The organism is Bacillus sp. AMCV2 (assembly GCF_056033925.1).
This window is the reverse complement of record NZ_JBVYIB010000002.1, coordinates 100,529-124,951: the sequence shown is the minus strand read 5'-3', so window position 1 is coordinate 124,951 and position 24,423 is coordinate 100,529. Positions and strand designations below refer to the sequence as shown.

The window sequence follows — 24,423 nt, the reverse complement described above, 5'->3', positions numbered from 1 at the left end:
AACTAGAGATTATTCTTTTGTTACTACATCGCGTTCAACGTCTGCAGATGCTGTTTCTTCCGGCTCTTCATCACCTGATAATGCCAGGCCGTCAGCTTGTTTCGCATCTTCTTCGTCTTCTAAATCTCTCATTTCTATTTCTTCTTCATCACCAGAAAGGATTTTGACATCCATACCTAAGCTTTGAAGTTCTTTGATTAATACTTTGAATGATTCCGGAACACCTGGTTCAGGAACATTGTCGCCTTTAACGATGGCTTCGTATGTTTTCACACGTCCAACCACGTCATCAGACTTAACAGTCAGAATTTCTTGAAGTGTGTAAGCCGCACCGTAAGCTTCAAGTGCCCAAACCTCCATCTCACCAAAACGCTGTCCGCCAAATTGCGCTTTACCGCCAAGAGGCTGCTGCGTAACAAGTGAGTAAGGGCCTGTAGAGCGTGCATGAAGTTTATCGTCAACCATGTGAGCCAGTTTGATCATGTACATGATACCGACAGATACACGGTTATCAAACGGCTCTCCAGTACGTCCGTCGTAAAGCACTGTTTTGGCGTCACGAGACATGCCGGCTTCTTCAAGTGTTTCCCAGACATCCTCTTCTCGCGCTCCGTCAAATACAGGAGATGCAATGTGAATGCCAAGGTAACGAGCGGCCATACCCATGTGAAGTTCCAATACCTGCCCGATGTTCATACGTGATGGTACGCCCAGCGGGTTAAGCATGATATCAATTGGTGTGCCGTCAGGAAGGTAAGGCATATCTTCTTCAGGAAGAATCTTAGAGATAACACCTTTGTTACCGTGACGACCGGCCATTTTATCCCCTTCAGAAATCTTACGTTTCTGAACGATATATACGCGTACTAACTGGTTAACACCTGGAGGAAGTTCGTCTCCGTCTTCACGGTTGAAGACTTTAACGTCATGGATAATTCCGCCGCCGCCATGAGGCACACGAAGAGAAGTATCACGAACCTCGCGGGCTTTCTCGCCAAAGATGGCGTGAAGAAGGCGTTCTTCTGCAGTCAGTTCAGTTACGCCTTTAGGCGTTACTTTACCAACAAGAAGATCTCCGTCTTTTACTTCTGCCCCAATACGGATGATTCCGCGGTCATCAAGATTGCGAAGCGCATCTTCACCGACGTTTGGAATATCGCGAGTGATTTCTTCAGGTCCAAGTTTCGTATCACGTGCTTCTGATTCGTATTCTTCAATGTGGATAGATGTATAAACATCATCCTTCACTAGGCGTTCACTCATGATGATGGCATCCTCATAGTTGTAGCCATCCCATGTCATGAAGCCGACCATTACGTTACGGCCAAGTGCAAGTTCACCAAGCTCCATAGAAGGACCGTCAGCAAGGATTTCTCCTTTTACCACTTCATCGCCGACACTTACGATCGGACGCTGGTTGTAGCACGTACCTTGGTTAGAGCGGACAAATTTCAGCAGGCTGTATTTATCCAGGTTTCCTTTTACTTTTTGACCGTCTACTTCTTCATAACGGCGAACCCAAACGTTTTTCGCTTCTACGCGTTCAACGATACCAGGGTGTTTACAAATAACAGCGGCACCAGAGTCTTTTCCTGATACGTATTCCATACCAGTTCCAACAAATGGCGCTTCCGGCTGCATCAAAGGCACAGCCTGACGCTGCATGTTCGCTCCCATGAGGGCACGGTTGGAGTCATCGTTTTCTAAGAACGGGATACATGCTGTCGCAGCAGATACAACCTGCTTAGGCGATACATCCATGTAGTCTACACGATTTCTGGAAACAACAGTGTTCTCCCCGCGGAAACGAGCTACGATGCTGTCATCAATAAAGGCGCCTTCGTCATCAAGACGAGCATTCGCTTGAGCGACAACATAGTTATCCTCTTCATCAGCAGTTAAGTAATCGATTCTGCCCGTTACCTTCCCTGTTTCAGGGTCAACGCGGCGATATGGCGTTTCAATAAAGCCAAAACGGTTTACTTTTGCATAAGATGATAGTGAGTTGATCAAACCGATGTTCGGGCCCTCAGGCGTTTCAATCGGACACATACGGCCATAGTGGGAGTAGTGAACGTCACGCACTTCCATTCCGGCACGCTCACGTGTCAATCCGCCCGGTCCTAATGCTGACAGACGACGCTTGTGCGTTAATTCAGCAAGCGGGTTCGTCTGATCCATGAATTGAGAAAGCTGTGAGCTTCCAAAGAACTCTTTAATGGACGCAATAACAGGACGAATATTGATCAGTTGCTGAGGCGTAATTGTATTCGTATCTTGAATTGACATTCTCTCACGAACCACACGCTCCATACGGCTTAAACCGATACGGAATTGGTTCTGGAGAAGCTCGCCTACAGAACGTAAACGGCGGTTTCCAAGATGATCGATATCATCTGTGTCGCCTACTCCGTGCAGCAGGTTGAAGAAGTAGCTGATTGAAGAAATAATATCAGCAGGCGTGATGTTTTTAATCTCTTCTTCGATGTAAGCATTGCCGATTACATTAATAACCTGTTCTCCTTCTTGATCAGTCGGAGCAAAGATTTTAATTGATTGAAGAGTCACTTCATCTTCAACAACGCCGCCATTCGGATACAACTTTCTGAAACCGATTCCGTTTTCTAAGTATGGCAGTACTTTATCAAGTGTTCTTCTATCAAGAATCTGGCCTTTTTCAGCAAGGATTTCTCCTGTTTCAGGATCAACAAGCGTTTCAGCAAGTCTCTGATTGAAGAGGCGATTCTTAATATGAAGTTTTTTATTAATTTTATAGCGTCCTACATTGGCAAGATCGTATCGTTTCGGATCAAAGAAACGAGAATCAAGCAAGCTTTTCGCATTTTCTACTGTAGGCGGCTCTCCAGGACGGAGACGCTCGTAAATTTCCAGCAACGCTTTGTCGCTGTTTTCTGTGTTATCTTTATCAAGCGTATTTCGCAAGTATTCGTTTTCTCCTATGAGATCAAGAATCTCTTGATCGGAGCCGAAGCCGAGAGCACGCAAAAGAACCGTAACCGGCAACTTACGTGTGCGATCAATGCGGACATAAACAACATCTTTCGCATCAGTTTCGTATTCTAACCATGCGCCACGGTTTGGAATGACAGTTGCGGTAAAACCTTTTTTACCGTTTTTGTCTACTTTACCACTGAAATATACACTTGGAGACCGAACAAGCTGGGAAACGATAACACGTTCCGCACCGTTAATGATAAAAGTACCTGTATCTGTCATAATAGGGAAATCACCCATGAAGACATCTTGGTCTTTTACCTCTCCAGTTTCTTTGTTAATTAAACGAACCTTCACTCTTAGCGGAGCTGAGTAAGTCACATCACGTTCTTTTGATTCCTCTACAGGATATTTAGGCTCACCTAAACTATAATCAATGAACTCAAGAGAGAGGTTACCAGTGAAATCCTCAATTGGTGATATGTCTTGAAACATCTCTCTAAGACCCTCATCAAGAAACCACTGATAAGAAGAGGTTTGAATTTCAATGAGATTTGGTAATTCTAACACTTCGCTAATGCGAGCATAGCTTCTGCGCTGGCGGTGTCGTCCATACTGAACTAGTTGACCTGTCAACTGATTCACCCCTCAAATCATGCGTATTATATGTGTAATAAGCATTTCTTCCAAAGAAAGAAAATACTTTTACAAGACAAAAGAAAAAAGGGTTTCTAATTAAGAAAACCACATCCAAAAACAAATACCGATTTTATTAGCATTTCCATACTTGTATAATTTATACATAGATATTGACAATTCATCATATCAAGCAAAATATATACATTGGCATTTTACAATATTAACATAGTTAAAATACCGAGTCAAACTTTTTTTGCTTTTATGATATAATAGCCTTTCTTTTTTTGAACGACAGAAACTTCATCGAACAGTTCCTCGAGCTTTTCAATGGCAGAAGGCGCGCCTTGCTTTTTCTGTATGACGATCCACAATTCACCTGAAGCTTTTAAGTGTTCAGCGCTTTTCTCAAAGATAGCATGGACAACTTTTTTTCCGGCTCGGATTGGGGGATTTGTAAGAATAGAAGCAAATGTTTGAGCAGAATCAACGTTTGAAAACAAATCACTTTGATAAATCTTAACGTTTGTTATTCCGTTATGTTCCGCATTTTCATTTGATAGTTCTACGGCTCTCTCATTAACGTCAATCATGTGGATAGTCCGGTCTTTAAAGTCGCTGGCGAGCGATAAACCAATCGGGCCGTATCCGCAGCCTACATCCAAAATGCCGCCCTCAACCTCAGGCTCTTCAAAAGAATCAATCAGCAGGCGGGAGCCGAAATCAACTTCTTTTTTAGAAAAAACCCCGCTGTCGCTGGTAAACGTGAAATCTTTATTCCGAAGCCTAAAAGACCAGGTTTGCTTGTTGCTTTTCACTGAAGGTTTTTCTGAATAATAGTGCTCACTCATTATTAGAACCTCCTTTTTTCATGGCTTAAAGAATGGCAAAGAAAAAGCTCGCCTCATAAAAGCGAGCTTCCCCTACAGGTAAGTGAAGATTACTTAACTTCTACAGAAGCGCCAACTTCTTCAAGTTTAGCTTTAAGCTCTTCAGCTTCTTCTTTAGCAATACCTTCTTTAAGTGGTTTTGGAGTGTTGTCAACAAGTTCTTTAGCTTCTTTCAAGCCAAGACCAGTGATTTCACGTACAACTTTGATAACTTTGATTTTTTGAGATCCTGCACCAGCAAGGATAAGATCGAATTCGCTTTGCTCTTCAGCAGCTCCGCCTGCAGCAGCTCCGCCAGCTACAGCTACAGGAGCAGCAGCAGTTACGCCAAATTCTTCTTCGATTGCTTTTACTAGGTCGTTCAATTCAAGTACAGTTGCTTCTTTAACGGAAGCAATGATTTCTTCGATATTTAAAGCCATTTGTAATTCCTCCATTTTGTTTTAATTTATGAAAAACTGATTAGATTAAGCGCCTTGTTCTTCCTTTTGTTCTGCCACAGCTTTTGCAGCAAGAGCAAGGTTGCGAACTGGAGCTTGAAGTACGCTAAGCAACATAGAAAGCAAGCCTTCGCGTGATGGAAGTTCAGCAAGAGCTTTCACTTCTTCAACAGTAGAAACTTTACCTTCGATAACGCCAGCTTTGATTTCAAGAGCTTCGTGATTTTTAGCGAAGTCATTAAGAACTTTAGCCGGAGCGACAACATCTTCAGTGCTGAATGCGATCGCGTTCGGTCCAGTTAAGAAATCATTCAAACCATTAAGCTCAGCTTGTTCAACCGCACGGCGAGTCATCGTATTTTTGTAAACTTTGAACTCAACGTTAGCTTCGCGAAGCTGTTTACGAAGTTCAGTTACTTCAGAAACGTTAAGTCCGCGATAGTCAACGATGATCGTTGATTTACTTTCTTTCAGTTTAGAAGCAATTTCTTCAACAACAACTTTTTTTGTTTCAATTGCGCTGCTCATGGTTACACCTCCTGTAGATTCTTGTGTAACACTTATACCGTTAGGTGATCACGACTGAGACGACGGATTCCATATAAAAAGCCTCCATGAGACATGGAGGCTGTATATACAAGCATACGTAACGTAATAGCTGTGATAATATACACCTCGGTAGGATAATTAAGCGGTTAGGCCCCTACTGTCTACGGTATAAATGATATTCTATTTTACAACATTTTGAATAATATCAGAATGTTGATGTCATGTCAATATTATTTTACGTTAAAAGTTGAAGAGTCTACTTTGACACCAGGTCCCATAGTAGAAGTTACAGCAACGTTTTTCACGTAAACGCCTTTAGCTGCAGCAGGTTTAGCTTTAAGGATTGTATCGTACATTGTTGTGAAGTTCTCAACAAGTTTTTCATCCTCGAAAGAAACTTTACCGATAGGAACATGAATGTTTCCAGCTTTATCAACGCGGTATTCAACTTTACCAGCTTTGATTTCGCCGATAGCTTTTTCAACTTCGAAAGTAACTGTACCAGTTTTAGGGTTTGGCATTAAACCTTTTGGTCCAAGTACACGACCGATTTTACCAACTTCACCCATCATGTCAGGTGTAGCTACGATAACATCGAAATCGAACCAGCCTTGTTGAATTTTGTTGATGTAGTCAGTATCGCCTACGAAATCTGCACCAGCAGCTTCAGCTTCTTTCGCTTTTTCGCCTTTTGCGAAAACGAGAACGCGCTGAGTTTTACCAGTTCCGTTTGGAAGCACAACTGCTCCACGGATTTGCTGGTCGTTTTTACGAGGGTCAACCCCTAAACGGAAAGCCACTTCAACTGTAGCGTCGAATTTAGCTGTGTTTGTTTTTTTAACGAGAGCTACTGCTTCAGAGACGTCGTAAGCTTTAGAACGGTCTACAAGCTTAGCAGCTTCAACGTACTTTTTACCTTTTTTAGCCATTTTAAAATTTCCTCCTTATGTGGTTATAGCGGAATAACCTCCCACGAATAAGGGTTGCGAACTTGTTAAAACTCGCAACCCGACAAGAAACAAATTAATCCTCGATTACAATACCCATACTGCGGGCAGTACCTTCAACCATGCGCATTGCCGCTTCAACGTCTGCTGCGTTTAAGTCAGGCATTTTCGTTTCAGCGATTTCGCGTACTTTATCGCGCTTAACGGTTGCCACTTTATTACGGTTTGGTTCACCAGAACCAGACTCAATTCCAGCTGCTTTTTTAAGCAATACTGCAGCAGGTGGAGTTTTTGTAATAAATGTAAATGAACGGTCTTCGTAAACCGAAATTTCAACAGGAATGATTAAACCAGCTTGGTCAGCTGTACGAGCGTTAAACTCCTTACAGAATCCCATGATGTTAACACCGGCTTGACCAAGTGCAGGTCCAACTGGTGGTGCTGGGTTAGCTTTTCCAGCAGGAATTTGCAATTTTACAACTTTAACTACTTTTTTAGCCACGAGACACACCTCCTTAAGTCCGTGATGTGGTAATAGGGTAAACCCTCCCACTCAAGGTTTCATTCTTTATATGAATGACGAAATATCATGCTAGTTGCCTTGGATAAGTCCAAGACGTACCTTTGCTATATTATCATTTATATATAGCAATTTCAAGTTTTTTCACATTACAATTTATCGATTTGGGTAAATTCCAGCTCAACCGGCGTTTCACGGCCAAACATATTAACGAAAACTTTGACCTTGCTTTTATCATAATCAATCTCTTCAATTGATCCTGTAAAGTTAGCAAAAGGTCCGTCTATTACTTTCACTGTCTCTTTCAGTTCAAAGTCAATATCAGTTTTGCGTTCATCCATGCCCATTCTCTTCAGAATGGTTTCTGCTTCGCCCGGAAGAAGCGGCGTCGGTTTTGAACCTGACCCGGCAGATCCTACGAATCCAGTAACGCCCGGCGTGTTGCGGACAACATACCAAGAGTCGTCTGTCATTACAATTTCAACAAGCACATAACCAGGGAATACTTTCTTTTTCACGACTTTTTTCTTGCCGTTTTTGATATCCGTTTCTTCTTCTTCGGGTACGACTACACGGAAAATTTTATCCTGCATCCCCATTGATTCAACACGTTTTTCCAAGTTGGCTTTTACTTTATTCTCATAACCAGAGTACGTGTGAACAACATACCAATTCTTTTCCATTCTATTCAGGACTGTCCAGTCCTTCCCTCCCCGCATTTGGTTTTAGTGAATTACCATAACGCTTCAAAAAATAGGCGGCAAGCCTATGATTACTATCATTTTAAGCCACAATAAAAAACCCGCTGAACGGGTTTTGGCAAGTAATATTATGATCTATTATAGCACGTATTGCTGATCATTATTCAACTATTAAACGAATTAATTGAGAAATTCCTGTGTCAAGGAGGGCAAAAAAGATAACAAAAAAGATAACTGTTGAAATTACCGTAATGGTATAACGCGTTAACTCTTTTCCTTTAGGCCAGCTTACCTTTTTCATTTCTTTCCCAACATCTTTAAAGAATTTCATAATACGCATGTAAAAGACCTCCACAATTTAAAAGCGCAAAAACTATTTTGTTTCAAGATGAGCTGTATGTGAATTGCAAGTACTGCAGTATTTCTTTACTTCTAATCGCTCAGCCGCTGATGCAGAGCTCTTCATTGTCGTATAATTACGGTTTCCGCATGTCTTGCATGCTAACGTAATCTTTTTTCTCATGTCATTACACCTTTTTCTAAATAGACATTAGTTCTTATCTTTAGTAACATATCATAGTCAGAAAAATACTGTCAATATAGCATAAATTCCTATTACAAACTGATTTCGCGAATTTCCAAGTACTTCTCCAGCTTGCGTTTCACACGCTGAAGGGCATTGTCGATCGATTTCACATGTCGGTTCAGTTCATCAGAAATCTCTTGGTAACTTCTCCCGTCGAGATATAAGACGAGTACTTTTCTCTCTAAATCACTTAATAGTTCACCCATTTTCATTTCAATATCATCAAATTCTTCCTGATTAATGATCATTTCCTCAGGATTTAAGGTTTTCGCTCCTGAAATGACATCCAGCAGCGTTCGGTCTGATTCTTCATCAAAAATCGGTTTATCTAATGAGACGTAGGAATTCAAAGGAATGTGTTTCTGGCGAGTAGCTGTCTTTATTGCGGTAATAATTTGGCGGGTAATACATAATTCTGCGAAAGCTTTGAATGAGGTAAGCTTGTCCTCTTTGAAGTCACGAATAGACTTATAGAGGCCTATCATGCCTTCCTGAACAATATCCTCTCTGTCCGCCCCTATTAAGAAATAGGATCTTGCTTTTGCCCGAACAAAGTTTCGGTACTTCGTAATCAAGTAATCTAACGCATCACTGTCCCCAACATGAACCTTTTCAATGACCTGCTCGTCCTCCAACTGGCAAAACTGCTCTTTGTTGAATTTTCCCTTGTTGTTCTGTAGATTCACTCCGATCCCCCCGGCGCACGTAGATAGAAATATTATACAGTATTAGGCAAAAAAGCGTCAACTTAATCTAAGTCTCCCCGCCTCCACTTTTCAAACGTTTTCAAAACCTCTTCCGATAAAGCAATTTTACCCGCCGGCTTTTCGGAAGTGATTTTTCTTACCCGTCTCTCTATTCGCCTTTCAATCGTTTCTACCTCTCTCAAAAGCTCCCGGGCCGATTTCCGCAATGCCCCCTGTCCGAAAATCGCCCACTGCTCAGTATAGTCAGAGGTCGCAACGTGAATTTGAGTCGCAATATTATTCAAAGCCTGAGCGAGCTTTTCTATCCGCTCATCAGCCGTCTCATTTTCTTTTGTAAAAATTACTTCAACTCGATGGTTGGTCTGTTTTTTCTCAAGCCCTTTTACGAGATGCGCGTCAAAAACAACAATAACCCTGTTTCCTGTATACGATTGATATTCCGCCATTTTCTGAATCAGTACGTCTCTCGCCTCTTCAAAACTGTTCGCTTTTAAATCCTTCAGCTGCGGCCAGGCTCCAATCATGTTGTACCCGTCTACTAACAGGATATCCATGGGTCTTTATTCTCCCAGAGGGTTTCGTTTCCGGTAGACTTCATACATCAAAAGACCAGCCGCGACAGATGCATTTAGTGAAGTTACCTTTCCGGCCATCGGGAGTTTAATGAGAAAATCGCACTTTTCCTTCACAAGGCGGCCCATCCCTTTTCCTTCACTTCCGATGACTAGAGCCAAAGGCATATTGCCGTCCATATTGCGGTAATCCTCACGCGCGGACGCATCCGTTCCGACAACCCAGATTCCCCGCTCTTTCATCTCTTCTAACGTCCGTGCCAAATTGGTGACTCTTGCTACAGGAATGTGCTCAATTGCTCCTGTTGAAGCTTTTGCCACTGTTGTTGTCAGCCCGACAGCTCTCCGTTTTGGAATAACGATGCCATGAGCGCCGACCGCATCTGCTGTCCTCATAATGGAACCCAGATTATGAGGGTCTTCAAGCTCGTCCAGAATGAGGAAGAAAGGCTGTTCATTTTTTTCTTCAGCTGCTTTATATAAATCGTCCAGTTCTGCATATTCATACGCTGCAACCTGTGCCACTACGCCCTGATGCTGTCCTGTCACCATTTGATCGAGTTTTTTTCTCGGGACGTATTGAATCGTGATTCCCTGCTTTTTGGCAAGCTCAATCACTTGCTGTGCTTGTCCCTTTACGGTGTTTTCCGCCATCCACAGCTTATACAGCTTCCGATCAGATTTTAACGTCTCGATCACTGCATTTTTCCCTATGACGTAATCATGTTGCTGACTCATTTGTTTTCCTCCCTGACGTCCCGAATTGTATAGCTTCGGCTACGAGCTGACTAAGTCGTTCCTCTTTTTTCTCTAGAAAAAGGTAGCCCAGAAGCGCTTCAAATGCTGTACTGTAGCGGTACGTCTGAACATCTGTATTTTTAGGTGTTGTCCCTGACTTGGCATTTCTGCCTCTTTTCAGCACCGCTTCCTCTTCTTCCGTAAAAAATGATTGATTCTGCAGAAAAAATAGGATCTCAGCCTGTGACTTTGCTGAAACAATCCGGCTTGATTTCTTATGAAGATCATTTGGTTTGGTAAAGCCCTGCTTAAGCAGGTGATGCCTGACATACACTTCAAAAATGGCATCACCTATATAAGCAAGCGCAAGACCGTTAAGCTGCTTAGAATCTTTTATCGTATCAAATTCAAGCATCTGTTATTCTCCCCGTTTCCAGCGAGTGCCTTGAGCCGTATCTTCAAGAATGATATTCATGCTTTTCAGCTGGTCGCGGATCTGGTCTGACAATGCAAAATCGCGATTCCGGCGCGCTTCATTTCGCTTTTCGATTAAGTCTTCAATCTCTTGATCGAGAAGTTCCTGCTCACCCAACGAAAAACCGAGGACAGAAACAATGCGGTCAAACATCTCAATAAACGCCGTAATCACATGATCAGCCGTATGATCTTTCTGAAGATAATAATTGGCGTGTTTCGCTAAGTCAAACAAGACTGAAATGGCATTCGCCGTATTAAAATCATCGTCCATCGCTTCTTCGAATGCTTTGCGGTGTTCTTCAACTTTTTCAAGCCATTGATCGTCATCTTCGGTTAAATTCGTACTGCTGTTCAGACGGTGCTGAAGATTGCTGTACGCTGTTTTTAAGCGGTTGAACGCGCTTTTCGTATTCTCCAGAAGCTCTTCTGAATAGTTAATCGGATGGCGATAATGAACAGATAGCATAAAGAATCTTAAAAGCTGCGGATCATGCTGTTTAATGATGTCATGGACAAGCACAAAGTTGCCTAGTGATTTTGACATTTTTTCATTATCAATATTGATATAACCATTATGAAGCCAGTACTTCGCAAACGTTTTGCCTGTCAGCGCCTCAGATTGCGCAATTTCGTTTTCATGGTGAGGGAATGTTAAATCCTGTCCGCCCGCATGGATATCAATCTGGTCACCGAGATACTTTTTCACCATTGCTGAGCATTCAATGTGCCAGCCCGGACGTCCTTTCCCCCAAGGACTATCCCAAGAGATTTCTCCTTCTTTTGCCGCTTTCCACAGTGCGAAATCAAGAGCATCTTCTTTTTTCTCGCCGACTCGGATGCGTGCACCTGATCTAAGTTCATCGATTGATTGCTGAGAAAGCTTTCCGTACCCTTCAAACGCTCTGGTTTTGAAATATACGTCACCTTCTGATTCATATGCGTAGCCCTTTTTCACGAGCTGAACTACGAATTCGATAATGGCATCCATGTTCTCCATTACTCGCGGATGAAGATCGGCTTTTCGGCAGCCGAGCGCACCTACGTCTTCAAAGTATGCTTTAATAAAACGCTCTGAAATGGTGGGTACATCCTCACCGAGTTCATTTGCCGCTTTAATTAATTTATCGTCTACGTCTGTGAAGTTAGAGACATACTGCACATCATAGCCTTTATACTCTAAATAGTTTCGAACCGTATCGTAAACGATTGCCGGACGCGCGTTCCCGATATGAATGTAATTGTAAACCGTGGGTCCGCATACATACATTTTCACTTTTCCCTCTTCAATAGGAACGAATGTTTCCTTCTGTCTAGTCAATGTATTATAAAGTGTGATTGTCATTTTTGATTGATCCTTTCTTTTCTGTCTTCAAGTTCTGCCTTCAGCTCTAAAATCTGCTGTTCCAAAGACTTAAAGCGGTCAGCAACTGGATCGGGCAAATCCTGGTGGTTTAAATCGCGTCTTACTTTCTTGCCATTTTGTACAACGACCCGCCCAGGGATACCGACAACTGTTGAAAAATCAGGAACATCATGCAGCACTACTGAACCAGCGCCAATCTTTGAGCCTTCACCGACCGTAATAGAACCGAGCACTTTAGCACCTGTGGCTATCAATGCGTCATCTTTAATCGTTGGGTGCCTTTTTCCCTTTTCTTTCCCCGTTCCCCCGAGGGTAACCCCCTGAAAAACGGTTACGTTATTGCCGATTTCACATGTCTCCCCAATGACAACCCCCATGCCGTGGTCTATGAAAAATCTTCTCCCGATTGTAGCGCCGGGATGGATTTCTATCCCGGTAAAAAATCGGCTTACTTGAGATATAAGGCGTGCAAGGAAATAAAATTTTCGTTTATATAAAGCATGTGCAATCCGATGCGCCCATATAGCATGTAAACCGGAATAAGTTAAAATCACTTCAAAATAGCTTCTTGCTGCGGGATCTTGATCGAACACAGTATCAATGTCTTCTTTGAGCATTCTAAAAAACACATGCTTCCCCCCGTTTCTCTATCTGATTTCCTCTACCCAATAAAAAAAGCGTCTCTGCATGTAAACATGACAGAGACGCTTTAACCGCGCGGTTCCACTCTGTTTGAAAAGCAGACTTCTGCTCTCCCAACTTCAGCCTGTAACGGCGGCGGCCGCCTTTGAATACTGATTTCAAAAAACGTTCTTCAAAGGTCTAAAGGGCGCACTTCTAAAACCCGGCTCATGGATCTCTCTCAGCCAATGGAGATCCTTTCTGTAATGGCCTAAAGCTTTATACTCTTCCCTGTCAACAATCATTTATTTAGATATTTTTCAAACGCTGAATTGCAGTCTCTTTACCGATCAATTCAATTGATTGCGGCAGTTCCGGACCGTGAGTTTGCCCTGTTACAGCAACACGAATCGGCATAAACAGTTTTTTTCCTTTATGGCCAGTTTCTTTCTGCACTGCTTTGATCGATGCTTTGATGTTATCCGGAGTGAACTCCTCAAGCTCTTCAAGCTTCGCTGCGAATGTGCTGAGCACTTCAGGAACCTGTTCTTCTTCCAGAACAGCTTTCGCTTCTTGATTATACTCGATCTCATCCGTAAAGAACAAATCAGTCAGCTCAACAATTTCCGCACCGTAGCTTAATTGCTCATGATACAGGGAAATCAGTTTACGAACCCATTCTTGTTCTTCAGCAGAAAGCTCAGTGCCAACTTTGCCGGCTTTTTGCAAATGCGGAAGCGTCAATTCAACAACCTGATCAAGATCCAGCTTCTTCACATATTGGTTGTTAACCCATTTTAGCTTATGCATATCAAACAAAGCTGGTGATTTAGATAAACGATTTACATCAAAAATTTCAATAAACTGTTCTTTTGTGAAAAGCTCTTCTTCTCCAACAGGTGACCAGCCTAACAGGCCGATAAAGTTGAACAGTGCTTCTGGCAGGTAGCCAAGCTCTTTGTACTGCTCGATGAATTGAATAATGGATTCATCACGTTTGCTGAGCTTTTTACGGCTTTCGTTTACGATCAGCGTCATGTGTCCGAACTGAGGAATATCCCATCCGAATGCTTGATAAATCATAATCTGTTTCGGTGTGTTAGAAATATGATCCTCACCGCGCAGCACGTGTGTCATTTTCATTAAGTAGTCATCAATCGCTACCGCAAAGTTGTAAGTCGGCGTTCCGTCCTTTTTCACAATAACAAAGTCGCCGATGCCATCTGATTCAAAAGAAATTTCACCTTTTACGATATCATTGAAGGCGATGATTTTCCCTTCCGGCACTCGGAAACGAATACTCGGTTTTCTGCCTTCAGCGATAAATTTCTCCTGTTCTTCCTGAGTCAGGTCTCTGTGTTTTCCGGAATAACGAGGCATTTCTCCGCGGGCAATCTGTTCTTCACGCTCTTTTTCAAGCTCTTCTTCCGTACAGTAACATTTATAAGCAAGCCCTTTTTCAAGAAGCTCTTCATAGTACACTTTATAGATATCGTTACGCTCTGACTGACGGTATGGGCCGTACTCTCCTCCGACATCCACACTCTCATCCCAGTCAATACCTAGCCACTTCAGATAATTCAGCTGGCTTTGTTCTCCGCCCTCAATATTGCGCTTTTTATCAGTATCCTCAACTCGAATGATAAACTTACCGCCTTGATTGCGGGCAAATAAATAATTAAAAAGCGCCGTTCTGGCATTTCCAATATGCAAATGTCCGGTTGGACTCGGTGCATAACGGACGCGTACTTCGTTTCCCATTTTCAAATACTTCCTTTCATGTCATGTATGGCCTCAGGCAAAAATGTATGAATCTATTCTACCACCAAATAGACCCGGCATCAAAACAAGTTAGCCTTTTTGTATCAGTACTGTCGCCTGAGCCGCTATTCCTTCCGCCCGGCCTGTAAATCCAAGCTTTTCTGTCGTTGTTGCTTTTACATTTACTTGAGAAACATCTGCCTCAAGGCCTTCAGCAATTCTTTTTCTCATATCTTCTATGTACGGCAGCATCTTCGGCTTTTGCGCTATGATGGTGCAATCAATGTTCCCAAGGACATACCCCTTCTGTTTCACGATTCCCCAGACATGCTGAAGTAATTTGAAAGAATCTGCGTCCTTGAACTCGGGATCTGTGTCAGGAAAATGCTTGCCGATGTCTCCTTCACCCACAGCTCCCAGGCAGGCGTCAGCGACGGTATGCAGCAATACGTCTGCATCAGAATGGCCAAGCAGCCCTTTTTCGTACGGGATTTCAATTCCGCCAATAATGAGAGGACGGCCCTCCACTAATTGATGCACATCAAATCCTTGTCCAATTCTAAACATGTTTATTCCCACTTTCTGATTCCATGATAGCTTCAGCTGACGTCAAATCGTCTGGCGTCGTCAGCTTAATATTTGTATAGCTGCCTTCTACAACACGGACCGAACCGCCCTCCATCTGTTCAACGAGGCTGGCGTCATCCGTCCCTAAAAATCCCTTGCGCTCGGCCTCAGCGTGAGCCTTCATCAATAAAGAAAGACGAAAAGCTTGTGGCGTTTGGACAGCCCACAAGCTTGAACGTTCAATCGTCTCACTGACTTGTAAATCTTGAACGCGTTTAATCGTATCTTTTACCGGAACAGCAAGGATGGCCGCTCCTGTCTGTTCCGCCTCTGCGATCAGTTCGTCAATTTGTTCATGTTTTATAAATGGGCGGGCACCGTCATGTACAAGGACAATCTTTTCCTGCTTTACGGCTTTCAGCCCCTTATACACACTGTGCTGACGCTCTTCTCCGCCTGCAACAAGCTCAATCGAAGTTTGAAACGGGTAATCGGACAGCAATTGCTGAAAGTGCTCCCGCTCCTGCTCGTTAATCACCAAAATGATTTTATCGCACTGCCGGTGGCTGTCAAACACTCTTAACGTGTGTATGATCACCGGGTCTCCTTTCAGCTCAATGAACAGTTTATTTCTCCCTGCCTTCATCCGCTTTCCCTGTCCGGCTGCAGGAATCACCACTTCATAACTCATTGTTTCTTCTCCCTTTACAGCGCCTTCTCCAACAGCTTAGGCTTCGCAAAAATCATTCGTCCCGCTGCTGTCTGCAGCACACTTGTGACGAGTACATCAATATGCTTGCCGATATAATTCCGTCCTTCTTCAACGACAATCATCGTACCGTCATCCAAGTAGGCAACTCCCTGATTATGCTCTTTCCCGTCCTTAATGACCTGAACATTCATTTCCTCGCCAGGAAGCACAACAGGCTTGACCGCATTGGCAAGGTCATTAATGTTTAATACTGCTACCTTCTGAAGCTCGCACACTTTATTTAAATTAAAATCATTCGTCACGACGACCCCGGATGTCAGCTTAGCAAGTTTGACGAGCTTGCTGTCAACCTCCTGAATATCTTCAAAGTCGCCTTCGTAAATTTCAACTTCAATGTCTAATTCTTTCTGAATGCGGTTCAGGATATCAAGACCGCGGCGTCCTCTGTTTCGTTTTAAAACATCTGAAGAGTCTGCAATATGCTGCAATTCCTCAAGAACAAACTGCGGAATCACGATAACTCCCTCTAAAAAACCAGTCTGACAAATATCTGCTATTCTCCCATCAATAATAACACTAGTGTCCAAAATTTTCAGCTTCTTGTCTTGAACCTCATGTTCTTCATCAGCTGTTCCTTTTTTCTTTTGCATTCTGGCGGAAATGGAAAACAGGCTGATCAATTCATCCTTTTTCTTAAAGCCCACCTGGAAGCCGAGATAACCGAGGAAGAAAGCCAAAAATACAGGAATTATTGTGCTGAATATGCGGTAAGGTATATTGTCTAAAGGAATAACATTTACGATAAGATAAGCAATTATAAGTCCAAAAACTAAGCCAAGACTTCCAAATAACAAATCTGGAACCGGCGCTTTTAACAATGAATCCTCTATCCACTTCACCCAGTTCACAACGTATTCTGTACCCCATATACTGATGAGAAAAAAGATAATTGCTCCTATTGCCGCAGACGTATATGCGTTTGTTATTAAAGGTATGTCCTGTATATTTAACAGTACAAACAATTCAGGTATCAAAAATATACCAACAACGCCGCCAAAAATAATGAAGAACGCCTGAACTATTCGTTTTAACATACCCCCACCTCCTTTTTTAACATTTTAATTTCACAAAGTCTTATGCATCCTACGAATATCAGAATAAACAAAAACCAACATTAATATACCCGTATTCATAAGGTTTTAACCGAAATCACAGTTGTCTGTCTAAATAATGCTTCTCTTGCAGGCGTTTTAATCCTTTTTTGATTTTTTGGGCTCGTACTTCACCGATTCCCTCTACTTCATCTAATTCTTCTGCACTCGCCTCAATAATCCTTGGTAGGACTCCAAATGCTTCTACAACATTTTCAACAATCGGCATCGGAAGACGCGGTATCTTATTTAACAGCCTGTATCCTCTCGGCAATACATAATCATCAAGATTAGTAGAAGCAGGGTAACCGAGAAGCTTATACACAATGGAATCATCCAGCAGATCATAACTGGACATATCCTGCAGCTCCTTCAAGAGAACAAACGGATCTTTAATCTTTTCTTTTACATAGTCCTTAATAAATAAAGCGGCCTCTTCTTCCATATCCGTAATCAATTCAATGACTTGCAGTTTGATCAGATGTCCTTCTGTCCCCAGCTCTTTGATATACATATTAATTTCGTTTTTGATTCTCAGTACCATTTCATAACGATGCATGACAGACAAGACATCACTGAAGGTAACAAGTTCCTCAAACTCTAACGCGTTCAGTGCATTAATCGTTTTATCGAGGATTGTCTTATATTTTTCAAGTGTTTGAATGGCTTGGTTCGCCTTGGTTAAAATAAATCCTATGTCTTTTAGTGTATACTTCATGTTTTCCTGATATAACGTTATGACATTTCTTCTTTCAGAAATTGCGATCACAAGACAGCCAGTTTGCTTAGCTACTCTTTCGGCAGTTCTGTGCCGCATTCCTGTTTCTGATGAAGAAATTGTGGCATCCGGCATCAGCTGAGTATTCGCGTAGAGGATTTTTTGACCCGAATCACTTAAAATGATCGCTCCATCCATTTTAGCCAGCTCATATAAATGCGCCGGAGAAAAAGCCGTGTTTATGTGAAAGCCGCCGTCCACCACTTCTTTTACTTTATCATTATATCCAACAACAATCAGACCGCCTGTATTTGCTCTCAAGACGTTTTCCATCCCCGCTCTGAGCGGTGTACCCGGAGCAACAAACTGCAATATAGATGACAGGTCTAACTCGTGTTTCGCCCCTTTTTTCTCTTTTTCCATCTATTATCCTCCTAATGAAGTACGAAGCGCTTCTGCAACATTTGCTACTCCGATAACCTCAATCCCTTTTGGTTTTGTCCATCCATCCAGATTTGCCGCGGGTATGATCATGCGTTTAAAACCAAGCTTTGCCGCTTCTTTCACACGCTGTTCAATTCTTGAAACCCGCCGGACTTCTCCGGTTAATCCCACTTCTCCAATAAAACAATCTGCAGGATTTGGAGGTGTGTCTCTAAAGCTTGATGCGATACTAATCACAATGGCAAGATCAATTGCCGGTTCATCAAGCTTAACGCCGCCAGCCACTTTCAAATAAGCATCCTGATTTTGCAGCAGCAGCCCTACTCTTTTTTCTAACACAGCCATTAACAGAGAAACCCTGTTATGGTCTATTCCCGTTGCCATACGCCTTGGGTTGCCAAAGCTTGTTGGCGAGATAAGCGCCTGAATTTCAACAAGAATCGGTCTAGTGCCCTCCATAGAGGCAGTGATACTCGAGCCTGCGGAACCAGCAGAGCGTTCTTCTAAGAAAATTTCTGAAGGATTCAAAACCTCAGTGAGCCCCTCTTCCCGCATTTCAAAAATGCCCATTTCGTTTGTAGATCCGAAACGGTTTTTTACAGCCCGCAAAATACGGAAAGTATGGTGGCGTTCTCCCTCAAAATATAAAACAGTGTCAACCATATGCTCCAACAGTCTCGGACCTGCAATAGACCCTTCTTTCGTCACGTGCCCTACGATAAAAATCGGAATACCTTTTGTTTTTGCAATTTTCATCAGCTCAGCGGTACATTCTCTGACTTGTGACACACTGCCTGGAGCCGATGTAATATCGCTTTGGTAAACCGTCTGAATAGAGTCAACAACGACAAACGCTGGATTCATCTCTTGTATAGCAGACGAAATATACTCCATATCGGTTTCAGATAAAACATGCAGTGACGGATTATTAATGCCGAGCCGGTCTGCTCGCAGCTTCGTTTGCTTTACAGATTCTTCTCCCGAAATATACAGCACACTGTTTGATGAACCTGATAATTGAGCGGAAACCTGCAGTAATAGCGTTGACTTTCCGATACCAGGATCACCGCCGATTAAAACGAGGGAGCCTTTAACGACACCTCCCCCGAGTACTCTGTTAAACTCGCCAAGCTGTGTTTTGACGCGGGGTTCTTCTGATGTTTCGATTGATGTAATAGGTGAAGGTTTCTGTACAGTTTGAACAGAATGAGAAAAAGCCGCTCTCCGATTGGCCGGTGCTTTTTTAATCATTTCTTCCACCATTGTATTCCAAGCACCGCAGCCCGGACATTTCCCCATCCATTTTGGAGACTCGTAGCCGCAGGATTGGCAGATGAATTTCGATTTTGTTTTAGCCATATATAGTGTAAGACCTCTCCCTTGTTCTATTTCTTGATATGAAAGTGAGGCATACACTTACATGCTGTATGCCTCATTTCCGTCTTCTATATTAATTCGTTTTAGCAGTCGTTTTTACGACAAATTCGCCATCTTCTACATCAAGAACAATATGCTGTCCTTTATGAATATTTCCTCTGAGGAGTTCTTCAGATAAACGATCCTCGACATGTTTTTGGATCGCTCTTCTTAACGGACGGGCACCGTATTCCAGATCAACGCCCTCTTCCGCGACTTTCGCTTTTGCAGCATCTGTCAATTCGATAGAAAGATCTTGTTCTTTCAAGCGTTTCGTTAATTGATCAGACATTAATGACACAATTTCAGTAAGATGTTTTTTCTCAAGTGAATGGAAGACAATGATTTCATCAATACGGTTGATGAACTCAGGTCTGAACGCTCGTTTCAATTCACCCATCACTTTATCTTTCATGTCTTTATGATTTTGAGTTTCATCCTGAACGTTAAAGCCGACATATTTATTGCGTTTCAGCTCACTTGCTCCGACGTTTGATGTCATGATCAGAATGGTATTGCGGAAATCGACTGTGCGTCCTTTAGAATCAGTCAATCGTCCGTCTTCAAGAACTTGCAGAAGGATATTGAAGACATCAGGGTGCGCTTTCTCGATCTCATCAAGAAGCACGACAGAGTAAGGTTTTCTTCTGACTTTCTCTGTCAATTGACCGCCTTCATCATATCCCACATATCCCGGAGGTGAACCAACAAGTCTTGAAGTTGAGTGTTTTTCCATGTATTCAGACATATCAATTCTGATCATGGATTCTTCATCGCCAAAAATGGATTCAGCGAGTGCTCGTGCAAGCTCTGTTTTACCTACACCTGTAGGGCCTAAGAAAATGAATGAGCCGATTGGGCGTTTAGGATCTTTCAACCCTGCTCTCGCACGTCTGACGGCTTTTGCAACAGCTACAACTGCCTCATCCTGGCCGATGACGCGGGAATGAAGAATGTTTTCCATATTGAGAAGCTTATCAGTTTCAGTTTGGGCGATTTTAGATACAGGCACACCGGTCCAGCTGGATACAACCATCGCAATATCATCCACAGTAACCTCTGAGTTTTCCTGCCCTTGCTTCTCTTTCCATGATTTCTTCGTATCCTCTACTTGCTCGCGCAGGCGTTGTTCAGTATCACGCAAGGAAGCAGCTTTTTCAAACTCTTGGCTTTGCACTGCCGCATCCTTCTCTTTACGAACCTCATCAAGCTTCTGCTCAAGCTCTTTTAAGTTAGGAGGCGTTGTAAATGAGCGCAGTCTCACCTTTGAACCTGCTTCATCGATCAAGTCAATTGCTTTATCCGGAAGGAAGCGGTCAGAAATATATCTGTCAGAAAGCTTAACCGCAGCTTCAATGGCATCATCAGTGATAGAAACGCGGTGGTGGGCTTCGTATCTGTCACGCAGACCTTGTAAAATTTGAATACTTTCATCTACAGATGGCTGATCAACCTGAATCGGCTGAAAACGGCGTTCCAGTGCTGCATCTTTTTCAATATATTTACGGTACTCATCAAGAGTCGTTGCACCAATACATTGGAGTTCGCCGCGAGCAAGTGATGGTTTTAAAATATTAGATGCATCAATAGCACCTTCTGCTCCGCCTGCCCCGATTAGTGTATGGAGCTCATCGATGAATAGAATGATATTTCCTGCCTGGCGAATTTCATCCATGACCTTCTTCAGGCGATCCTCAAATTCTCCACGGTATTTTGTGCCGGCAACAACTGTTCCCATGTCTAATGTCATCACACGTTTATCACGCAAAATTTCGGGTACTTCATTATTGATAATTTGCTGTGCCAAACCTTCTGCGATAGCCGTTTTACCTACACCTGGTTCCCCTATGAGAACAGGGTTGTTTTTCGTTCTGCGGCTTAACACTTCAATGACACGCTGGATCTCCTTGCTTCTGCCGATTACAGGGTCAAGACTGTCTTCCTTCGCAATAGCAGTTAAGTCTCTTGCCAAGCTGTCAAGCGTAGGCGTATTCGCATTGCTGTTTGTTCCTGCCGCTGATGATCCTGTTTCATTACTTCCTAGAAGCTGGAGCACCTGCTGTCTTGCTTTATTTAAGCTGACACCGAGATTATTCAGAACTCTCGCAGCAACACCTTCTCCTTCACGAATCAGACCAAGAAGAATATGTTCTGTTCCAACATAAGAATGACCGAGTTTTCTTGCTTCATCCATTGAAAGCTCAATGACTTTTTTAGCTCTAGGAGTATAATGAATCGTTTGAGACATTTCCTGCCCGCGCCCGATCAAACTTTCTACTTCTTTCTGAATTTTATCTGAACCGAGTCCAAGCGCTTGAAGAGCTTTAGCAGCAATGCCCTCTCCTTCTCTTACCAGTCCTAATAAAATATGCTCAGTGCCAATGTTATTATGACCTAACCGAAGTGCTTCTTCCTGTGCTAGCGCCAGTACTTTTTGAGCTCGTTCTGTAAATCTTCCAAACATCATATCGATTCATCCTCCTGTCTTTTCCCATTCATTTCTAAGTGAAGCCGTTCTCTGATGAGAGCCGCTCTTCGAATGTCCCTTTCGTTCGGACGCAAAGCGCCTCCCGAGTATTGCTGTAAAAACCCTGGCTGCGTCAAAATCATAAGTTCGTTAAGTATGTTGCTTGAAAGTCCTTTTATAATGCCTAGGTCTATGCCTAACCGAACATCTGAAAGGCACTTTGCAGTTTCTTTCGATTCTATCATCCGGCAATTAGACAAGACCCCATAAGACCGATATACCCGATCCTCGAGTTCGATTTTAGAAGTTTGATAAATCGCTTCTCGGGCAGATCGTTCTTGTTCAATCAACTGAGCAGCAACACTGTTAAGATCCTCTACAATATCCTGCTCTGACTTACCAAGCGTGATCTGATTTGAAATTTGAAAGATATTCCCTACTGCTTCGCTGCCTTCCCCATAAATTCCTCTAACAACTAAGCCTAATTGATTAATTGCCGGTATAATTCGATTTATTTGCCTAGTTAAAACCAATGCCGGCAGATGCATCATGACCGAAGCCCTTAAACCTGTACCTACGTTTGTAGGACAGCTGGTTAAGTATCCTCTTTGCTCATTGAATGCATAATCAACTTTTTCTTCAATCCAGTCGTCGACCTGGTTTGCGGCTTTCATTGCTTCTAAAAGCTGAAATCCAGGGAAAAGACACTGAATTCTAATATGGTCCTCTTCATTTAGCATGACGCTTACTTCCTCATTTTCAGAAAGCAAACAGCCGCCAAAAGGAGACTCTGTCAGATTCGGGCTGATTAGATGTTTTTCAACAAGTACACGCTTCTCTAAAGGCTGTGCATCATTCATTCTAATCAAAACAAATTTGCCGATTCCGGGAATTTCTTGCTCTGAAAACTGATCTTCAAATTGCTGTATGATGGATGAGGCTTCTTCATTGGAATACCGCGTAGGGAACCGAATATGCTCAAAGTTCCTTGCTAAACGTATGCGGCTGCTGAGTACAATGTCACTTTCAGGTCCTTTCTGCTTCATCCAACTGCTTAGTGCGTCCTGAATAAAATGCTTTAGCGACATTACTCCTGTTCCTCCTCACTATCTGTACTTTTGAGTGATTGTTCTAATGAACGAATTTGATCTCTTACATGAGCTGCATTTTCAAATTCTTCTTGATGGATTAAGGATTCTAATTCCTTTTTTAGCATATCAATCTGCCGTCTGACATGAAGATTGCCGCCTATTCGTTTCGGTATCTTACCTGCATGCACAGTGTTTCCGCTGTGCACTTTACGTAGGATTGGTGTAATGTTGCTATGAAATGTTTTGTAACATTCAGAACATCCAAAACGGCCAATTTTTCTGAATTGCTGAAAAGTCATTCCGCATTTCGGACAAGCAGATATTTGCTCCGAGTGACTGAACATTTGAGTTCCTGCATTTTGAAATGAAGAATCCATGTTCAGTAAACCCGAAAGTAAATTATGAATAGAGAAACCCTGATTTGCACTTATACCATATGAATCACTATTTTCTTTGGCACATTGTTCACAAATATGAACTTCTATTTTTTCTCCGTTAACAACCTTTGTAAAGTGAAAAGTGGCTGGTCTCTCGTGGCACTCTTGACAAATCAATCTTTTCACCCGCTTATTTTAATTTTAAAGAAGTCAGCATTGCCTTCATCATTCTTGCTCTTAATTCATCACGTTCAGGTAAGTCAATGTGTAAAACTGAGCGGTCCATTACGCTGACCATCATTTTTGCTTCTCTTTCTGAAATTACCTTGTCTTCTAATAGCCTTAAAATAATGTCATCAGAGGCTGCTTGAGACAAATGGGTATTAATTTGAGAAATAATATTATTGATCAGGACAACTTCATTGTTCATTTTAATTTTAATGATTCTGATGTAACCGCCGCCCCCGCGTTTGCTCTCAACAATATATCCTCTTTCGCTTGTAAATCTGGTGTTGATGACATAATTTATTTGGGAAGGAACGCATTGAAATTTATCTGCAATTTCACTTCGTTTAATCTCTAAAATTTCCTTGCCATTTTGATCTAACACTCGTTTTAAATATTGTTCAATGATGTCAGAAATATTATGTCCCACTCAACCCCCTCCTTTACTGACTTTGACTATATTTGACTATAATCTTACTATAAGCCGTTTCTCGAGAATTTTCAACTTTCTCGCTCTATCCTTTATTATTTCCATTTTCGCGGTCCACAAAACCTGATTGCTGATTTAAAATTCGGTATAAAGTTATTATATTATACAGTTAAGTGGAATTTTATGATACCAATAAACCAAAATACAAAAAACCCAGCTCAATGAGCTGGGTTTAAGCTTGCTTGGCGGCGTCCTACTCTCACAGGGGGAAACCCCCGACTACCATCGGCGCTGAAGAGCTTAACTTCCGTGTTCGGTATGGGAACGGGTGTGACCTCTTCGCTATCGCCACCAAACAAATT

25 protein-coding genes, 1 rRNA gene and 2 other annotated features are annotated in these 24,423 nt (G+C 42.4%); all 26 genes read right to left on the bottom strand.

Going from position 1 to position 24,423, the window contains the following annotated elements; translation table 11 throughout:
- Positions 1-9: 9 nt before the first annotated feature.
- Positions 10-3,591: a DNA-directed RNA polymerase subunit beta gene (rpoB, locus tag AC0OMA_RS00725; RefSeq protein WP_009966326.1), complete on the bottom strand. Its 3,582-nt coding sequence runs from the start codon at positions 3,589-3,591 to the stop codon at positions 10-12.
- A 245-nt stretch (positions 3,592-3,836) separates the two neighbouring features.
- A complete protein-coding gene (locus AC0OMA_RS00720; protein ID WP_015252989.1) occupies positions 3,837-4,442 on the bottom strand; it encodes a class I SAM-dependent methyltransferase in 606 nt (201 codons plus the stop codon).
- 89 nt (positions 4,443-4,531) lie between these two features.
- Positions 4,532-4,903: a 50S ribosomal protein L7/L12 gene (gene rplL / locus AC0OMA_RS00715; protein WP_003156436.1), complete on the bottom strand. Its 372-nt coding sequence runs from the start codon at positions 4,901-4,903 to the stop codon at positions 4,532-4,534.
- 45 nt (positions 4,904-4,948) lie between these two features.
- Positions 4,949-5,449, bottom strand: coding sequence for a 50S ribosomal protein L10 (gene rplJ, locus AC0OMA_RS00710; RefSeq protein WP_003235042.1), 501 nt, complete (start codon positions 5,447-5,449; stop codon positions 4,949-4,951).
- A 65-nt stretch (positions 5,450-5,514) separates the two neighbouring features.
- Positions 5,515-5,655: a sequence feature (ribosomal protein L10 leader region), on the bottom strand.
- Between the two features lie 45 nt (positions 5,656-5,700).
- On the bottom strand, positions 5,701-6,399 hold the full coding sequence (rplA, locus tag AC0OMA_RS00705) for a 50S ribosomal protein L1 (RefSeq protein ID WP_003235040.1): 699 nt from the start codon (positions 6,397-6,399) through the stop codon (positions 5,701-5,703).
- Between the two features lie 94 nt (positions 6,400-6,493).
- Positions 6,494-6,919, bottom strand: a complete 426-nt coding sequence (gene rplK / locus AC0OMA_RS00700) for a 50S ribosomal protein L11 (RefSeq protein WP_003156430.1) — start codon at positions 6,917-6,919, stop codon at positions 6,494-6,496.
- Between the two features lie 167 nt (positions 6,920-7,086).
- The gene (gene nusG / locus AC0OMA_RS00695) at positions 7,087-7,620 is read right to left on the bottom strand and encodes a transcription termination/antitermination protein NusG (RefSeq protein WP_003225764.1); all 534 of its coding nucleotides are present in this window, start codon (positions 7,618-7,620) and stop codon (positions 7,087-7,089) included.
- 178 nt (positions 7,621-7,798) lie between these two features.
- Positions 7,799-7,978: a preprotein translocase subunit SecE gene (gene secE / locus AC0OMA_RS00690; RefSeq protein WP_004399676.1), complete on the bottom strand. Its 180-nt coding sequence runs from the start codon at positions 7,976-7,978 to the stop codon at positions 7,799-7,801.
- A gap of 33 nt (positions 7,979-8,011) precedes the next feature.
- Complete coding sequence (rpmG, locus tag AC0OMA_RS00685; protein WP_003156421.1) at positions 8,012-8,161, bottom strand: 50S ribosomal protein L33; 150 nt, start codon at positions 8,159-8,161, stop codon at positions 8,012-8,014.
- Positions 8,162-8,253: 92 nt separating this feature from the next.
- Complete coding sequence (sigH, locus tag AC0OMA_RS00680; protein WP_003225758.1) at positions 8,254-8,910, bottom strand: RNA polymerase sporulation sigma factor SigH; 657 nt, start codon at positions 8,908-8,910, stop codon at positions 8,254-8,256.
- A gap of 62 nt (positions 8,911-8,972) precedes the next feature.
- Positions 8,973-9,485, bottom strand: coding sequence for a ribosome-dependent mRNA decay endonuclease Rae1/YacP (rae1, locus tag AC0OMA_RS00675; RefSeq protein ID WP_003235032.1), 513 nt, complete (start codon positions 9,483-9,485; stop codon positions 8,973-8,975).
- A gap of 6 nt (positions 9,486-9,491) precedes the next feature.
- Positions 9,492-10,241, bottom strand: coding sequence for a 23S rRNA (guanosine(2251)-2'-O)-methyltransferase RlmB (rlmB, locus tag AC0OMA_RS00670; protein ID WP_014475598.1), 750 nt, complete (start codon positions 10,239-10,241; stop codon positions 9,492-9,494).
- Entirely contained in the window at positions 10,225-10,656 is a 432-nt protein-coding gene (locus AC0OMA_RS00665; protein ID WP_004399685.1) for a mini-ribonuclease 3, read from the bottom strand. Before AC0OMA_RS00665 ends, rlmB begins: the two co-directional genes overlap by 17 nt.
- A gap of 3 nt (positions 10,657-10,659) precedes the next feature.
- A complete protein-coding gene (cysS, locus tag AC0OMA_RS00660; protein WP_474221813.1) occupies positions 10,660-12,060 on the bottom strand; it encodes a cysteine--tRNA ligase in 1,401 nt (466 codons plus the stop codon).
- Positions 12,057-12,710 carry a serine O-acetyltransferase gene (gene cysE, locus AC0OMA_RS00655; protein ID WP_003225749.1) on the bottom strand — a complete coding sequence of 218 codons (654 nt, stop codon included), beginning with the start codon at positions 12,708-12,710 and terminating at the stop codon, positions 12,057-12,059. Before cysE ends, cysS begins: the two co-directional genes overlap by 4 nt.
- A gap of 68 nt (positions 12,711-12,778) precedes the next feature.
- Positions 12,779-13,009: a binding site (T-box leader), on the bottom strand.
- Between the two features lie 2 nt (positions 13,010-13,011).
- Positions 13,012-14,463, bottom strand: a complete 1,452-nt coding sequence (gltX, locus tag AC0OMA_RS00650; protein ID WP_014478617.1) for a glutamate--tRNA ligase — start codon at positions 14,461-14,463, stop codon at positions 13,012-13,014.
- 90 nt (positions 14,464-14,553) lie between these two features.
- Positions 14,554-15,030 carry a 2-C-methyl-D-erythritol 2,4-cyclodiphosphate synthase gene (ispF, locus tag AC0OMA_RS00645; RefSeq protein WP_003225745.1) on the bottom strand — a complete coding sequence of 159 codons (477 nt, stop codon included), beginning with the start codon at positions 15,028-15,030 and terminating at the stop codon, positions 14,554-14,556.
- On the bottom strand, positions 15,023-15,721 hold the full coding sequence (gene ispD / locus AC0OMA_RS00640; RefSeq protein ID WP_015382584.1) for a 2-C-methyl-D-erythritol 4-phosphate cytidylyltransferase: 699 nt from the start codon (positions 15,719-15,721) through the stop codon (positions 15,023-15,025). The genes ispF and ispD overlap by 8 nt, the downstream gene beginning before the upstream one ends.
- Positions 15,722-15,735: 14 nt before the next feature.
- Complete coding sequence (locus AC0OMA_RS00635; RefSeq protein WP_003235014.1) at positions 15,736-16,836, bottom strand: PIN/TRAM domain-containing protein; 1,101 nt, start codon at positions 16,834-16,836, stop codon at positions 15,736-15,738.
- A gap of 115 nt (positions 16,837-16,951) precedes the next feature.
- A complete protein-coding gene (disA, locus tag AC0OMA_RS00630) occupies positions 16,952-18,034 on the bottom strand; it encodes a DNA integrity scanning diadenylate cyclase DisA (protein ID WP_003225736.1) in 1,083 nt (360 codons plus the stop codon).
- A gap of 3 nt (positions 18,035-18,037) precedes the next feature.
- Positions 18,038-19,414 (bottom strand): DNA repair protein RadA, encoded by a 1,377-nt coding sequence (radA, locus tag AC0OMA_RS00625; protein WP_014475593.1) that lies wholly within the window; start codon positions 19,412-19,414, stop codon positions 18,038-18,040.
- Between the two features lie 91 nt (positions 19,415-19,505).
- Positions 19,506-21,938, bottom strand: coding sequence for an ATP-dependent protease ATP-binding subunit ClpC (gene clpC / locus AC0OMA_RS00620; protein WP_014475592.1), 2,433 nt, complete (start codon positions 21,936-21,938; stop codon positions 19,506-19,508).
- Positions 21,935-23,026, bottom strand: coding sequence for a protein arginine kinase (locus AC0OMA_RS00615; RefSeq protein ID WP_003235007.1), 1,092 nt, complete (start codon positions 23,024-23,026; stop codon positions 21,935-21,937). Before AC0OMA_RS00615 ends, clpC begins: the two co-directional genes overlap by 4 nt.
- Positions 23,026-23,583, bottom strand: a complete 558-nt coding sequence (gene mcsA / locus AC0OMA_RS00610; protein WP_015252993.1) for a protein-arginine kinase activator protein McsA — start codon at positions 23,581-23,583, stop codon at positions 23,026-23,028. The genes AC0OMA_RS00615 and mcsA overlap by 1 nt, the downstream gene beginning before the upstream one ends.
- A 13-nt stretch (positions 23,584-23,596) precedes the next feature.
- On the bottom strand, positions 23,597-24,061 hold the full coding sequence (gene ctsR / locus AC0OMA_RS00605) for a transcriptional regulator CtsR (protein ID WP_003225724.1): 465 nt from the start codon (positions 24,059-24,061) through the stop codon (positions 23,597-23,599).
- A gap of 240 nt (positions 24,062-24,301) precedes the next feature.
- A 5S ribosomal RNA gene (gene rrf, locus AC0OMA_RS00600) occupies positions 24,302-24,417 on the bottom strand.
- Positions 24,418-24,423: the final 6 nt, after the last annotated feature.